The sequence below is a fragment of the Pseudomonas sp. Z1-12 genome (assembly GCF_051132015.1).
Classification (GTDB): Bacteria; Pseudomonadota; Gammaproteobacteria; order Pseudomonadales; family Pseudomonadaceae; genus Aquipseudomonas; species Aquipseudomonas zanjanensis.
The window spans coordinates 3,571,616-3,588,058 of record NZ_CP071647.1; the positions used below are offsets into that span (position 1 = coordinate 3,571,616).

The window sequence follows — 16,443 nt, forward strand, 5'->3', positions numbered from 1 at the left end:
ATGCCCACCGTTGAGCTGCATCGTCGCTATGAAAGATCCCTGTTGCTGGCGTTCTGCGTGGTGTGGGGCTGGCTGGCCATTGCCCCCCTGAAACGCAGCGACTGGCTGGCGGAAAACCTGCTGGTGGTTGTGTTGCTGGTCGTGCTGGTGGCCGTTCATCGGCGATTCAGCTTTTCCCGGCTGTCCGCCACGCTGCTGTTCGTGTTTCTCTGCATCCATGAGATCGGCGCTCACTACAGCTACGCCAAGGTGCCCTACAACCAGTGGTGGCAGGCCCTGACCGGGGGCCCTTCGCTTGACCAGCTCATGGGGTTCCAACGCAACCAATTCGATCGGCTGGTGCATTTCAGCTACGGCCTGCTGCTGGCCTATCCCCTGCGGGAGGTTTTGCTGCGGGTAGTGCCTGCAAAGGGGTTCACGGGCTATTTGCTGGCCTGGAGCCTGATCCTCGCGTCGTCGGCCATTTACGAGATCATTGAATGGTTGGGCGGTGCCTATATCGGCGGCGATACCGCCAAGGCCTTTGTCGGCGCCCAACGGGACCCGTGGGATTCACAGAAGGACATGGCCTTGGCCGCGCTTGCCGCGTTCATTGCCCTGCTGGCCGCCGCCGGGGTCAGCTACCTGCGCCAACGGGACGTCGCCCTCCAATGGGCATCCCGCTTCAAGGCCCGCACATGACAACAACGCAGCCTGTCGGCTGCTTCGTTAACACGACTAAGTAAATCAGCCCACCCGCCGATATAAGACAGGTGCGGGTGAAATCGCTTTTGGCTGATGACTTTTTTATGACTGAAAATGCTGGCAATGACTCGACTGTCCTTTCCCCGGGCTCGCCAACCCGTAGTTTCACCCGTCGCACGTTCCCGGCCATCATGCTCCTGCTGTTTGTCATGTCTGCACTGGCGATCGCCGTGCTGCTTAACATCACGGCGGCCCAGGACCGGCGCGCCCGCGAACAGAGCCTGTTTTTCGCCCAGCGAGCCATCGAAGGGATCCGCACCGGCATCGGCCGCGACCTGAGCGACTATTCCAAGTGGAGCGACGCCTACCGGCACCTGCATGTCGACGTCGACAAGGAATGGGCTTATGACCAGGAAAACGTTGGCAGCAGCGTGTTTTCGCTCTATGGCTACCAGGCGGTGTTTGTCATTTCCCCGACCGGCAAGACCGTTTATTCGGTGATCGATGGCCAGATGAGCGAGGTCGATGCCGACACCTGGCTGACCGGCGACCTGCGAGCACTGCGGAACAAAGCCAGCACGGCGGAAAATCACGACGAAGTGGTCGTCGAGCTGCTGCACCACGACGACGCCCCGGCGTTCGTCGCCGTGTCCGCCATCACCACTGGCACGGACAACAGCGTGGCGCAAATTCCCGGTCCGCCCAGCCTGATGCTCTTCGTCAAGGTCCTGGACCCCGGCGCCCTGGAAAACCTGGCGCGGGATTTTGCCCTGCCCGACGCCCATGTCGCCAGGACCCCGGGCCCCGCCGATACCGCCCAATTGCTGCTCGACGATCTGACCCAAGAGGCCCTGGCGTGGCGACCGCAGACCCCGGGCCAGGATCTGCGCAAAGTCCTGCTGCCGTTGCTGGCCGTGGCGTTACTGGTGCTGGCGATCCTGGCCCTGGCCGTTCTGCGCCATGCCTTGACGATGCTGCGCGCCCAGGAAAGCCAATACGCCAGCCTGCTGGCTCACCGCAAGGCTTTGGAGCGCAGCGAAGAACGTTTCCGCGACATTGCCGAAGTCTCCTCCGACTGGTTGTGGGAGGTCGACTCGACCGGGACGCTGACCTACCTGTCGGAACGCTTCGAACAAGTGACCGGCTTCAGCCCCACGGAATGGCTCGGCAAACCGCTGCATCGGCTGCTCCACCCCCATGGTGGCTCGATCTCGATTGCCCAATGGCTGCTCGGCGGCGCCAACAGCCTCTCTTCGGCACCGCTGCTGTGCGAGTACACCGCGCGCAACCAGCGCATCCGCACCTGCAAGCTGTCGGTACGGGCCATCGAAGCCGGCACCTTGGGTTTTCGCGGCACCGCCACGGATATCACCGACGAGTTGCGGGCGCTGGCCCAGATCAAGCACCTCTCCCTGCATGACCCGCTGACCGGGCTGGCCAACCGCAACCGTTTGTTCGATTGCCTTCGCGAACATCTGGATCGACCTGATCGCCCGCCCCTGGTGCTGCTGAACCTGGACATGGACCGATTCAAGCCGGTCAACGACTCCCTGGGCCATGCCGTGGGCGATAAAGTGCTCAGGGAAGTGGCGCATATCCTCCAGCAAAACGTCCGTGGCACCGATCTGGTGGCGCGCCTGGGCGGTGATGAGTTTGTCATTGTCATGCCCGAGCCCGGCGATGCCGACGACATTGATCAGCTCTGTGCACGACTGATCGACTGCATGCAACGGCCCATGCACCTGGACGGCAACACGCTGTACCTGGGGGTGAGCATCGGCGTCGCCTGGTCGCAGCCCGGTGACGAACGAGCCGATGAACTGTTGCGCCACGCCGACATCGCCTTGTATGCGGCCAAGGCGGCGGGCCGCAACACCTGGCGCGTGTACGTGGAAGCCATGGGCAACCTGGCCCGCGACCGGCGGCAATACGAGCAGCAACTGCGCAACGCCATGCAGCACGATCAACTGGAACTGCGCTACTTGCCTCGCTTCGACGTGATCGCCGAGCAGCTGCACGGTTTCGAAGCCCAGATCTTCTGGCACCACCCCGAAAAGGGTGAGCTGGGTGGGGCCGACTTCATCCCCGTGGCCGAAACCTCGGGGCAGTTGGAAGATCTGGGCACCTGGATCTTGATCAACGTCTGTGAAGAAGCCGTGACCTGGCCGAGCGCCGTCAATGTCTCCCTCGCGGTTTCACCCCGGTGGTTCAACAGCAGCTTCCTGCTCAACCAGGTGCAGGAAGCGCTCGAAACGAGTGGCCTGGCGCCTCACCGGTTAACCTTGGAAGTGGCCGAAGGGGTGCTGCTGGCCGACCACAAGACTGTCGCCGCCACCCTCCATGCGCTCAAGGATCTTGGGGTGCGGATCAACATCGATAAGTTCGGCACCAACATCGCCTCCCTGCGGGAGGTGCTGGACCAGCCGTTCGATGGCATCCGCTTCGATCGCAACATCCTCTCGCAGTTGGGCCTGGAGGACGACAAGGAAGGTGTCCTGGCGATGATCCGGTTGAGCCGCAGCGTCGGGCTCATGGTCACCGCCGAGGGTATCGAAAACGCCCGGCAATTCAGCCAACTGCGCAACGTGGCCTGCGACCATGTCCAAGGTCCCTATTTCGGCGCGGCACTGCCCCGCTCGGAAATGGCCTCGTTCTTCACCACGCCGCGATGGCTGTAACCCGCCGCTCCGCCGCTTTCGCGAGCAGGCTCGCTCCCACAAAGGGGGCCTGTGTCGTACCCAAAGCTTGAGTCCACCCAGTAACCCTGTGGGAGCGAGCCTGCTCGCGAAGGCGGTGGTTCAGTTTGCATACAGGTTGACTGTGCCGCCGCCATCGCGAGCAAGCTCGCTCCCACAAAGGGGCCTGTGTCGTACCCAAAACTTGAGTCCACCCAGTAACCCTGTGGGAGCGAGCCTGCTCGCGAAGGCAGTGGTTCAGTTTGCATACAGGTTGGCTGTGCCGCCGCCATCGCGAGCAAGCTCGCTCCCACAATGGAGCCTGTGTTGTACCCAAACCTCAAGGCCACCCAATAACCCTGTGGGAGCGAGCTTGCTCGCGATGAGGCCAGTATTGCCAACATCACCGCAAGCTGAATTCCCCCTACAAACTCAACCGCCCCCGCTCCTCCTCCGTCAGCCGCTGGCGGCTCTGTTCATCCAAAGGCCCTGCGCCCAGGACCTGGACCGGGCTGGCCGGGTCGTAGGCCCGTGGGGCTTCGCGGCTGGCGCCATCGCGGGACGGGGCCAGTTGCTCGGAGCCAAAGCTCACCACCTGCACGGTGAACACCGACGCCTGGTTCTGCCGCGCGGCGTTCTGTTGCTGACGGGCCACATCCTCAGCCGCCTGCGTCGCCGAAGACGCCGCCGAACTGGCCGAGGTGATCGCCCCGGTGTTCACCGAAGCCGCCAACGGCACGCCGGTGGACTTGCCCTGGGTCTGGATGTTGGCCGCGTTCACCACGGTCAAGGCCGCGATGTTGACGTTGCCCGACACCCGGATCCCCGCCTCGCCCGCATCGATGGTGCCCAGCGGGGCGATCAGGTCGATATCCCCAGGTGACACTTCAGCAATCGGGTTGAGGGTGGCGATACCCGCGCCGGTACTCGGTACCGATGGCGACAAGGTGACGTTGCCCCAAGTGTCATACACGCGCCTTGGCGGCGTGTAGACCACCGTCGTCTTCGAACCGCGCCCGGCGTTGATATCGCCCCCGGCCGACCAGCCGAGGATCGACCCGCCAAAGGTGGTCATGATCCGGCTCTGGCCCAGCAAAATGCTGCCTTGGGCGTACAACTGAATGTCACCCCGGCCTTGGGTGATGACCCCGGCCGAGGCCGGTGGCGCGTCACCTTCGATCCCGAATACCTGCTGCCCGCCCGGGGTCAGCACCTGGATATCGCCGCCAAAGTCGGTGTGGATCCCCGAACCGCCGTAGAGCGTGATGTCACCGTCGTAGCGAATGGTATTGCCCGCCACATCCTTGCTGGGGAACAGCGCGGCAATCGCCTCGCGTCCCCGGCGGTAACTGCCGCTGCGCTCGCCACCAACGGTGTTGTATTCACGCCCCCCGGCCTTGAGTTCGGCGAAGTAGATCTGCCGGGCAAAGACGTTCTGCTGTTCCGTCGGCAGGCCGGCAAAAAACGCCAGGGCCTGGTCTTCGCCAGCGCTGTAGCCGAAGCGTTGACTCAGCCACTGGTTCAGTTCGCCGCGATAATCTTTCAGCGCCGCGCCCGGTTGCAGGTAACGCGCCAGCAACCCCCGATAATTCGGCCCCTGGGGGCCAGCCCCGGCAATCAGCGCGATCGAGGCGCCCCCGTCACGGACCTGCGCCGCCGGGTCGACATTGCCAATGCTGTTGAAGCCGCTCTCCTGGTACAACTGCCCCACGCCCGGGCCCGACCCGTACAGGTTGCGCCCGGCACTGACCTCCAGCAGGCCGGGACCGGCAATATTAAAGGTGCTCAGGCGGATGTCGCGCCCAGCGGAAACCTGGGAAATTTCATCGCTTCGACTGTGCACGATCAAGTTACCGGTGGATTGCCCGCCAGCCGAACCACTGACGGCAGCAGGCACATCAGTCGCGGTGTTCAACGGCACGCCGGAGTTGACAATGTCACGCCCGGCCATCACCCGCAGCGGGCCACTGCCCTCGTAGCGTACTTCGTCACCCGACGCTGGATAACGAATCACTTCGCCGGTCCGCAGGCCGACGATATCGCCCTTCACCGCATAAAAACGCACCGGCTCGCGCCGGGTATACGGCTGGACGCTGAAGGTATTGGCGCCAAAACTGAATAACGGGAATTCGCTCGGCGCGACATAGACCCCAGTGCCGTAATTATCATAGTTCGGGTTGCTGTTGATTCCGCTGTAGCCGGCGAAAGCCGGGCGCAACGGACTGGACAACAGGGCCGGATCGGCCCCCGACTGCGTGACCGCATAACCGCCGGCATAAATCGAATCGGCGGCGATCAGTTGCAACTCGGCATTGGCCGAGGGCGCGGTCATCAACGAGAACCCCGATGCCACGTCACTGACGCCACGGGCCGATGGTCCGTAGTAAAGGCTGCCATTGGCGGCGACGGCCCGCAGGATCGAGGGGTAGACAAAACGTCCGCCGGAGACTGAGGCATTGAGGCCGGCCAGGTTTTCATTGGCGACGATGGGCGTCAGGTTACCGCCGACACTGAACAGGTCGATGGCGGTATTGCCTGTCCACAAGGAGAATTGGCTCAGGCCGCCGCCACTGCGATAGGCACCTTCGCGGTCGGTGTAGCCGGTGGAGTTCTGCATCACCACCCGTCCCGGATCGCCCACTCCCTGCAACACCAGGTCGCCACGGCTGTCCAGGCTGACGCCGGCATCCCCCGGCATCAGGGTCACGCCGCCGCGAGCGGTGGCCATGGTGGAAACGTAAGCGTCATAGGCTCGAGATTCTTTCGGATCCTGGAAAGCGCCATAGCTACCGTAGGTCAGGCCCAACGCTCCGATCGCTCCAGCCTGCAACTGCAACGAACCGCGCAGGTTGGCCAGCATCCCGTTCAGATCAGCCGCCGCGCTGACACTCTCTCGTGCCGCCTGGGAAGGGTTGAGTTCACCGCCGATGCGCAACCGCAGGTCGCCGCCACCGGTCAACACCAGGCGGCCGTCGGCGGCAACCCGGCCACTGCTGCCCACGGCCAGCACCAGCCCCTGGCTGCGCTCCACATCGGCGCCCAGGACACCGAGTTGTTGGGAAATCAAGCCGGCGTCGCCGCCCACATCGACGCTCAGGTTGCCGCCGCCCAGCGTGCCGATCCCGGTAAAGCCGGTCAGGTAGGGATCACCCGCCTCGGTGGAGGGCTGCTGGGCGAAGGTGCCGAAGTTGATCCACCAGGCGGTGGGGATTTGCGCGGCCGGATCGGCCGTGGTGCCTGTGCCTTGGCGCCATAACCAGTTGCCCATTGCCGCAGACGTGTTCTGTGCCCCACTGCCGACGTTTCTCTTGGAGAACGAATCGCCGTGCAGGTCACCGCCCACCGTCAACTTGAGATTACCGCCCTGCTCCGGGTACCAGGCCTGGTAAGCGCCACCGGTGGTGAGCGATTCATAGGCGGCACCCGCAGCCCCCAGCACACTGCCATCGGATTGTCGGCCACGGGCCTGCTGATAGGGGTCGTCGGCGCCAGGCGCCAACGAGGCCGACTGGGTGCCGGCGGTGTAGACCCCGAACAGCGACCGCATAGTGAAATCACCGGCACTGAGCAGTTCCAGATCCCCGGTCCCGGTGCGCAAGACACTGAACAGCTGGCTGCCGGGAGTGACCTTGGTGCGGATCGGCTCCGGAGGGTTGTCGGGAACCACAGCCAACACGCACCAGTCAGGAAACCAGGTGCAGAAATCCAGCGCATCAGGCGGCACAGGCTCCCCTGGTACACCATAATTGTTGGTCGGAGACCAGACCAAAACCGTTTTGGGCGGTGCCGGCATGCACGCATCGGGAACCCAGGTGCAGAAGTCCAGCATTTCGGGTGGCACTGGTTCCCCCGGCACTCCAAAGTTGCTGCCCGGCGCCCAGACCAGCCCCGTGCCGCCACCTCCTCCACCGCCACCCCCGGTCTGCTCGCGCTTGGCCAGGTAATGCCCATCGGCCAATTGCAAACTGCCCGCCTCTCCATGAGGGCGGGTGATGCGGGTATCAGCCGCCTCGGTATCGGCCCCCGCCACCCAGCGCATCGACCAGGATTGCGAGCCGTCCGGCAGCAGGCTTGCGACCGCCCAATTTCGGCCCTGGATACCGTTATCGACCGGGCGCAATTCGATCAGGTCGACCCCCTCGGCCAGCTTGACGTCGGTGCCGGAAGGAATCAGCGCGCCGGAGCCCAACGCCAGGGCGCTACGCAACGTCAGCCCGCTGCCCGGCACTGCGACCCCCTTGGGCCAGGTGCCGTCCTTGACGGTAATACCCATCGGCAGGCGGGTACCAGCCTCCAGGCGCGTATCGACCGGCAAGCTGACCGCTTCTTTGAGCAAGGTGCCAGCGGCATACAGGAGGTTGCCGCTGGCATCGCGGATGGCGGCCTGCAACAGCGTACCCGCGGGCAGGTTCAGCGCCTCGCCCAGGCTCAGCGTGGTCGGTAGCTCAAGCCCCGCCGGCAGGCTGCCACCCTTGAAGGGCACGTCATAGTTGAGCAGGCTACCCGCCGGATACAGGGTGCCCTCGGCCAATTCGACACCGCCCCCCGGCACCACCAGGTCGGCACCGAACGGCTGTTTCCCAGCGATCAGCAACCAGCCATTGCCGTCGGTGCGCAACGTCGGGTCGCCGGCGTCTGGCGGCGCGAAACCATCGTTGATGCTGCCATAGATGTTCAGGTTGCCACCGGCGCGCACCACCAGGTTGCCCGCCTCGCCGGAGCCATAGGCATCGGTCTTTTGCGTATGACGGTTAAGGCTGGCGTAGCGATAACCGGAAAGGTCCAGGTCACCCTGCACCACCAGGTCGCCGTCCGGCGTCTTGCTGAGGATTTCCACGCCGGGCCGCAGGTGCAGCGCATCGGCGTAGGCGGCATTGTTCAGCCCGGCCAGTTTGCCGTTGAGCAGATTGCCGTTGTTCAGCGCGGCATTGATGAACGCCTCGCTGTCATTGTGTTTATCGTTCAGGTAACCCTGATCGATCACTTGATAAGGCCGCCCATCCACCGCCGGCGCGGTGCCGTCACGGGCATCGGTGTAGCGGGCGATCGCGTTGACGCTGATGGAGCGCGCGCCGAGCACCGACAAGTTTCCAGAGGCATCGATGGCGACATCACCGTACCGCGGATCATCGACCCGCAGCCGCGGGGCATTGAGTTCCAGGGTGCCACGGGCCCGGCCGTCATGTTGTCCCGGGCCATTGCCCAGCGGCGCGCCGGTGCCGTGGCGCAGGTCCAGGCGCGCGCCGCTGGCCAGGGTCAATTGGCCGTCCCCGGAGTTGAGTTCGATCAGCGCCCGGTTGGGGCTGTCGATGATCTTGCCGTAGCTGTCGACCCGCAAAATGCTGCCGTGGGTATCGAGCAGCGCGCTGCCGGCGACGGTCAGCCCGTGTTTCGCCGCCAGACGGATACTCCCGACCGCTTGCCCGCTGGCATCGACAGTGCCGAGCACGGTCAGGCTGCCGTTGTCCACCGAGACATTGATGGCATTGGCCTTGAGTTCGTTGCCGATCACCAGGTCGCCTTGCTTGAGCTGGAAGCTGCGCGAGCCGAACACCTGGTCACGGTTCAGCCGCCCGTTCAGCGCGGCGAAATCCCCCAGGGTTTGCCCGCGCAGGTCCACCGCGCCGCCGGCATAGGGCACCAGGGTGCCGCCGGCGTTATAGGTGCCGGTGGCGGAACCGAGGATGCGGCCTTGCAGGTCGATCAGGCCGGCATCGGGGTCGAGGGCGATTGCACTGAGCAGGCCGGCGCGGTTGTTGCGGGCGCTGAGGTCGACGGTCGAACCGGCGGCCTGACGGATATTGCCGGTGCGGCTGTCGAGGAACAAATCACCGCCCCAACTGTATTTGCGCACATCGTTGAGCACCACCTCGCGCCCGGCCAGGTCGATCCGGGCGTTGTCACCCAGCACCACGTCGCCACTGGCGCCGAGGGTGAGCTTGCCGCTGGGCAGGCGGACCGTGCCGTCGAGCAACAGACTGCCGGCCTGTAGCTGCAACTCAGCCCCCAGCGCCGCGTTGTCGACGGCTGCGGCCGACACCCCGGCAATACCCGCCACCGTCAGCGCGCCACCAGCGGTGATACGGTTGACGGAGCCGGCCTCGCCGGTCCACAGCGGTGTGTTCACCCGCAGGTCGCCGCCGCTGTAGCTATAGCCTTTGCCGCTGACGTAGTCGCCACGGGACTGGTACACCTGCAACGCGCCTTTGTGGTTGGCGGTGATGCGCTGGCTGGCGGTCAGGTTGACCTGGCTGAAGCCCAGCGTGAGGCGCTGCGGGTTGTCGAGGTTGTTGGCCTGGGCATTCGGGCCGTAACCGAATTCCAGCACCTGGGCCTGGATATCCAGCACCCCGCTGCCGTTGCCAGGTCCGGCCAGCAGCGGCGCGCCGGCCGGCGTCAGCGCACCGTTCCACACCAGGGTGCCGGTGCGAATGCTGGCATGGTCACCGGCCGCGCCGTAGCCGTAGATCGCCGGCGTGCCGAGGACCAGCCGCTGGAGGCTGGACTTGCCCGTCAAGGGGTCCAGGGTGCTGAGCTCGACGCTTTCGTAGAAATTCACCGAATCCCGGGCATTGAGCACCAGGTTTTCCAGGGCGGGCGCGCCCTTGAGGCGATCGCCGCGCAGCAGGCGGTCAAGCACCTGCTGGTTGAGGGTCAGCCCCTTGGGCAGCGCCTGGCGTTGTTGGGCCGCCGCCAGCGCCTGGGCCGAACCGATGTTGATCGCGCCCACCGCCAGCGTCAGGTTGCGCGTGCCGAAACGCACCGACTCATCGAGGTTGAAGGCATTGTCGGTCGCCGCGGTAATGGTGCCTTGGGAATAGAGTTCGGTGGTGCCGCTGCACTGCCCGCTATCACACTGGCCGATCAGGATCGAGCCCGGACCATCGGTGCCCGCGCTTGCGGTGGGCGGTAGCACATCGAGCCAGCCATTGGACACCGCCAGCAGGCTGTTCTGGCCCGGGTTGTAGACGAAACCGCTGCGGGAGTCGAACGGTGTGCTGCCTTGACCCAGGGTATTGATGCTCGCCCCTTGTTCCACCACGATGGCGCCGGCCTTGCCATTGGTGGCGAGGAACACCTCACCGGCCTTGAGGCCGCTGCTCTGGCGCAGAATGATGTCGGACAGCGTCGAGTTGAAGGTCACCAGATTGCCGCCCTGGCCGTAGCTGACGCCGGGCAGCGTGCCAATCGACAGGCGCGGAGCCTGCAAGGCATTCAATGCCTGATCATAGAGCGAGGCGCCGGCGAAACCCGTCGTGGCCTGTTGACCGACCGGCAGCACTTCGAGACGGGCGGTGTCGGCAAAAACGCCGACGCTGCCGCCCAGGCCGCCCTCGGCCGGTTTGAAATGGGCTTTACCCTGGAACTGGAATGTCTCGGCGGGGTCGCCCACCCCTTTGAACTTGAGCTTGAGGGTCTTGCCATCGGCCTCGATCATCGGCCGCGGCACGCCTTTGAGCGCGGCGTCGGCCTTGGCGAACGCTGCGTAGCCGGTTTCGTTGTATTGCGAATAACGCCGCAGCACGGCCGCCGAGGTCAGGATGACTTGGCTGGACAGCGCATCGCGAATATTGCTGTGAGCAATCGACAGCCCTCCCGAGGTGGCCCAGGAGCCGTTGCGCATGGCCAGGCTGCTGGCCATTTTTCCGCTGCCAGCCAGGCCATTGAGTTCGACCCGGAACGCCCCCGGCAACAAGGCATAAGTCGAGGGCAGCAAGGTGTAGGTGCCCGCCGGCAGGCCTGGAACACCCGCGTCCAGGGTAATGCGCTGGCCGATCAGCGGATCGCGCGCGCCGGCCTCCCCTGACGGCGGCGCGTAGCCGCGCTGGTCGCCGGGAACGATGGCGTACACCGGGTTGGTGTCCAACCCCGGCAATACCAGGCTGCCGTCCGCACCGATCTGCACCAACGGGTTGTAGCGCGCGTCGGTAGAGCCGCCCCGCCCGGAAATGAAACCGGCACCGGCCAGTTCGCCGCCACCGGACAGATCCAGCACGGCACCGGGTTGCACGTCGATGCTGTGGCCGATCATCGAGACGCCCACCGACAACACGTTGACCGACGTGCTGCCCCCCGCGCCGATCAATTGGACGTCCTTGCCGTTGTAGCGATAGGACAAGCCGTCGACCGTGCCGCCATAAGGCATGTTCAAACCGGCCCCGCTGACCGACGTGACACTGCCCGGCAACAACTTCAAGGTCTGGATATCGCCCCCTTCTTCGCCCAGGCTGAGCAGCCCCAACGGCGCCCGCAGCACGCCGCCCTGCAATAAGGTGCCGGCGTCCAGGCTCAGCGAACCGAACACCGAATACGGTTGGGCCGGCAACGTGTCGGTGGTACGCCCGATCCGCAGGGTCGAGTCGGCAGTGGTCTTGACCCGCGCCGTGGCCCCCGTGGTCGGGTAGATCTGCGCCGCCAGCAGGGTCAGGTCAGCGTTGCTGAGCAGTTGTGTGGCCGTACTCTCGATATTCAGCGGCGAGCCGCCAAGAAAACGCAGGTCGCCCCGGCTGCTCAACTGCGCCTGGGCAAAACCGCGACGATCGATCTCCAGGGCCGGGCCCTGCTGGCGCGCCAGCACACCATGGGCGCCCAGGGTCAGGACGTCGCGCAGGTCCAGCAGATCGGCATTGACCTGCAATTGGGCGGCACTGTCCTGCACCGACAGGCCACCCTGGATGGTCGGGCGTACATGCACGTCGGCGCCTCGCGCCGCAGCCCCCGCCAGACGCACATAAGGGGCGTTCAAGGCAATCCGGCTGTCACCCGGCGCACCCTCGGCCAGCGCCAGGGAGCCGGTATAGATTTGCAGGCTCTGCGCCAGGTTCAGATTCACATCACCGGCGAACGACAGGATGCCGTTGCTGAGCAAGGTCAGGTTGGCGAACCCGCCGCGGCTGACTTTATCGACGTCCAGGCGGCCCTGGCCGTAGCTCATCAGGCCATCGGTGGCAGCGCTGCCGGTGCCCCGGGACAGGATCAACTCGCGCGGCACCCGCACCTGATCGTCCACCGTCGAGCGATCGTAAAGCGGGGTTTCCAGCGCCACCGACAGGCTGCCACCGGCAGCGCCCACACCGCCGGAAGCCGCCTGGAACTCGCCGTCCAGACGCAAGCCATTGTTCGAACTCAAGGCGATGCTGCCGCCCGCGCTGCTCAGCGTCGTGGCACCTTGGCCACGGATATCCAGCTCGGCCTGGGCGCCGTTGGCCAACAGCCGCGCGCCCTGCTTCACCACCACGAACAGGTCCGGCGCGCTGGCCGCGCCTTTGTCGGTGTCGACGCTGCCACCGATGACAATGCTGCCGGCGTCATCCACCCGGCCGTAACGCCGGTTCTGGGCATCCACTGCCGTGACCGCGCGGGCCGAGACGTCCAGCCGTGCATGCTCACCCAACAGGATCGAACGCTGATGGGGACGTTCGACCACCGGAATATCCGCCAGCCCCGCCGGCTTGATCTGGGTCAGCAGGATTTTCCCACCCCAGGCATCGAGTTGCCCGTCGACGCTCAACTGGCCGACGCTGGCCAGGCTCAGAGTGCTGCCTGGATCGACGCTGATCCGCGCGCCCGTACCGACCACCAGCGCCGCCGTTTCCCGCTCGCTGGCGGTGGACAGGATGCTGCCGGCCTGCAGGCTCAGGTTCGCGCCCTTGCGCTGGCTCAACACGCCTTTGATCGCATCCTGTTGATACAGCTCAGGGGTCCAGAGCGACAACACTGTCTGCGGGTCACTGCCGGTCGCTGCGTCCTGAAGGTTATCGCCAAAGTGGTACACCGGCATGCTGACGTCCAGCTGGGTGCCATCGCTGACGGTCAGTCCCTGGTTACCGGTAATGTCGTAGGCCGAGAAGCCCTTGTTGAAGAAGTCATTGCCCAACACCAGGCCGGCGTCGGCGTCCGCCACTGGGTGGTCGCTGAGGGTCACCTTGCCGGCCTGCACGCTCAGGCGTCCGCCGCCATTGACCCCATGGCCGCGCAGCTCACCGTCGAGGCTCAGCCCCCCTTCGCCAGCGGACGTATTGGCGTTGGCCGCCAGGGTCAGGTTACCGCCCTTGCCACCCCGTTGCTTGCCATCGGCCAGCAGCGCGGCGCCCGATGAAACATCGATCAGGCTGCCGCTCGCCAGCGTCAGGTCACCGCTGCTGCGCAGGGACACGTTGCCGCCATTGAGGAACGGCAGCGCGCTGCTGTCATTCGGGTTGTGCAGTTGATTGCTCCAGAGGCCACGGGTATCGAGGGTCACCCCCTCGCCCACGCGAACGGCGGCGCGGCTGCCGTCAACGGCATCGATGCGGGTGTCCTCGACCCGGGCGCTCTCACTGATTTGCTGCAACACGTTGCCCAAGGCAATCTCGCCGCCCCGCGCCGTCAGGTTGGCGTCGACCTGGACCTGCGGCCCGTACAGGGTAATGCTGCCGGCCGACGCTACCTGCAGGTCTCCTTCGACCTTGATGCTGCCGGTGGCGGCGATCTTCACGGCGCCAAGGCCGAAGCCGTTGAGCTGTTCACTGTTCAGGTACAGGCGGCCTTCGCGCCCTTCGGCCACGGTGTCCTGGAGCCCCACTCCGGCCGCAAGGGATTGATCCTCGGTCCCGAGGACGATGTCCTGCAGCGTGCCGGCATTGGCGCGCAAGGCGTATTGCAGGGTACCGCTGCTTTTCACGTAGTAAGGCACGTAGTTGCCAACGATCAGTTGCGCGCCACGGGCCACCGCCTTCGCCGACTGGTTGTAGCCGTCCAGCCCGACCTGGGCGGCCTGCACCTGGCGGTCGCTCTGGAAGGTGTCGCCGACCACCTGGCCTTCCAGCACGGCGTTGCGCGTGCCGATCACCAGGGAGCCGGCGTCGCGACCGACGCTGTAGCCCTGCTCGAAACGCTCCCGGGGTGCGATCAGCGGACTGTAGTAGAACCGGCTCTGGCCCCAACGCGTACTGTGATCCTCGTAACCCTGGTACACCCCTTCATAGAGGATGTCGCCAGGGGCGCTGGAGATTTCATACAGTCGCCCGTTCGCACCCTTGAGCCAGCTTTGCTTGACCATGCCGGACTGCACATCGAGGGTGCCGCCGGACAGGTTGATCTGCGAGCCCTTCTGCGTCACCACATCATTACCGCTGAAGGACACCGTACCGCCCTGGGCCATCCACTCACCCACGCTGTGCACGCGGGTGCCCAGGTAGCCGCCGACCTCCAGCAGGCCACCGGCGGTGTACCAGCGATCCGTCGCGTAGCCGTTGGTGCCGGCGGGCACGAACACCAGGTCGCGGGTGTCGACCCACACGTCCTTGCTGTTCAGGCCGCCCTTGTCGCGGTTGCCAGGGGCGTCGCGCTGTTCGTTGCCCTGGACGTTGATCTTGATGCTGTTGGATTCCATCGCCACCTTGACACCCAGCGCACCGGACACGTCGATGACCGCGCCATCGCCGACCCGACTGCGCTGGGCCGCGCGGACGCCGACCTGGCCGCCGCTGGCGAGGGTGATCGAGCCTTTCTGGAAGTCGACGGTGCCGGCACTGTCGATGGCGATCAACGACTGGTCACGGCGATAACCATCGACCGCGACGATAGGCGAAGTGTTGGCACTGGGCGGTTGCAGCAGACCATTGCGCTGGCTGTCCAGGGCACTGCTGCTATCGAGCAGGATCGCACTGGTGGCACCCTCGCCCAGGGTCACGCTGCGACTGGCGGTCAGGTGCAGGGTGCCGCGTGAATCCACCGAGGTACTGGCCAGCGCCACGCCGTTTTGCCGCACGTCCTGGCCGGTCAGGCTCACGTCGCCCAATGCTGCCTGCAGCAGGCCGCTGTTGCTGACTTCGCCCGTGCCGCTGGCGACCACCTGATTGCCGCGCACCGACGATTGCGCGTTACCGTCGGTGCCTTGGCCTTTCTTGATCACGAAATCACTGCCGGCGGCCAGCGCGACCTGGCCCTTCTGGGCGCTGATGGTCCCGGCATTGTCCACTTCGTTGCCCAGCAACAGCACATAACCGCCACCGGCGGTGGAGCTGGCAGGCGCGTGGGTTTCGATCCGCGCGCCCTGCTCGACCCGCACCTTGCCGCCGGCGTTGGTGAAGGTCGGTGCCGCGCCGGGGCTGTACAGGCCATTGTTCTTGAACTGGTTGTCGTCGAACGCGGTGGCGGCCGCCACCAGGTTGCGCACGTTGATCTGGCTGCTGCCGCTGAAGACGATGCCGTTCTGGTTGAGGATCAACACCGTGCCATTGGCCTTGATCGCACCTTGGACCTGGCTCGGCGCGGTCGCGTTATTGACCCGGTTGAGCACCGCCCAGTCGGCGTTCTGCTGGAAATTGACGGTGGTATCGCGCCCGACGTTGAAGGTGTCCCAGTTGATGATCGCCTTGTCGGCCGTCTGCTTGATCGAGACCTGAGTCTTGCCGCCCGCCTCGGTCTGCACCGGCGCCTCGACGTTGCTGAAGACCGGCTTGCCATCGGCGCCGATCACCAGGTTCAGGCCATTGCCACCCAGGCCGTTATGAATGGTTTGCGGGTTGGCGAAAGCTGACGCACGGCCCGCCGCCTGCAAGGCCTGCTGCGCGGCGATCGCCGCCACCGTGTTGTTGAGGTTGCTCAGCGAACGCTGCAATTGCTGGTTGGCCGTCTGCTGTTGCGCCAGCGGTGGCGGCGCGCCTGGAACCTGCCCGCCCGGGCGAGCGGCCTGAGTAGCCTGGGCCGCGCCCTTGGCCGCAAACCAGCTCGAACTGAAAGCCGCCGGCTGCGCGGCCTGGGCCGTGCCCGTGAGCACCAACAGGCCAATGGCCTGGGCCAAGGGGGTCAGGTACAACGCGCCCTGCCCCAGTACCGAGCGAGAGGATCCAGGGGCGAAGCCGCGAGGCGTCGGTTTCGAAGTTTTTTTAGACAGACGCATCACTATCCGATCCTTTTCCCAAAGCACAGAGTTAGGTCACACAGCCGCCCCGAGGTGGCCGTATCGATACCTGATAGGCGGTTACAAAGGTGCGCGACCGAACGCTTGTCATACAAAGTTCATCTGCGTGCCGGCCGAGCAACGAAATCATCCGGAACAGCGAAGCGCGCAAGGTTTCCAGGCGCAGAAAAACAACAT

3 protein-coding genes are annotated in these 16,443 nt (G+C 65.2%); 2 read left to right on the forward strand and 1 reads right to left on the reverse strand.

Annotated elements, in window-relative coordinates; translation table 11 throughout:
- Positions 1 to 681, forward strand: a complete 681-nt coding sequence (locus tag J3P85_RS15170; protein WP_434702207.1) for a DUF2238 domain-containing protein — start codon at positions 1 to 3, stop codon at positions 679 to 681.
- A 107-nt stretch (positions 682 to 788) separates the two neighbouring features.
- Positions 789 to 3,362 (forward strand): bifunctional diguanylate cyclase/phosphodiesterase, encoded by a 2,574-nt coding sequence (locus J3P85_RS15175; protein ID WP_434702208.1) that lies wholly within the window; start codon positions 789 to 791, stop codon positions 3,360 to 3,362.
- A gap of 421 nt (positions 3,363 to 3,783) precedes the next feature.
- Here the strand turns inward: J3P85_RS15175 and J3P85_RS15180 are convergent, their stop codons facing one another.
- Positions 3,784 to 16,245 (reverse strand): filamentous haemagglutinin family protein, encoded by a 12,462-nt coding sequence (locus J3P85_RS15180; protein ID WP_434702210.1) that lies wholly within the window; start codon positions 16,243 to 16,245, stop codon positions 3,784 to 3,786.
- Positions 16,246 to 16,443: the final 198 nt, after the last annotated feature.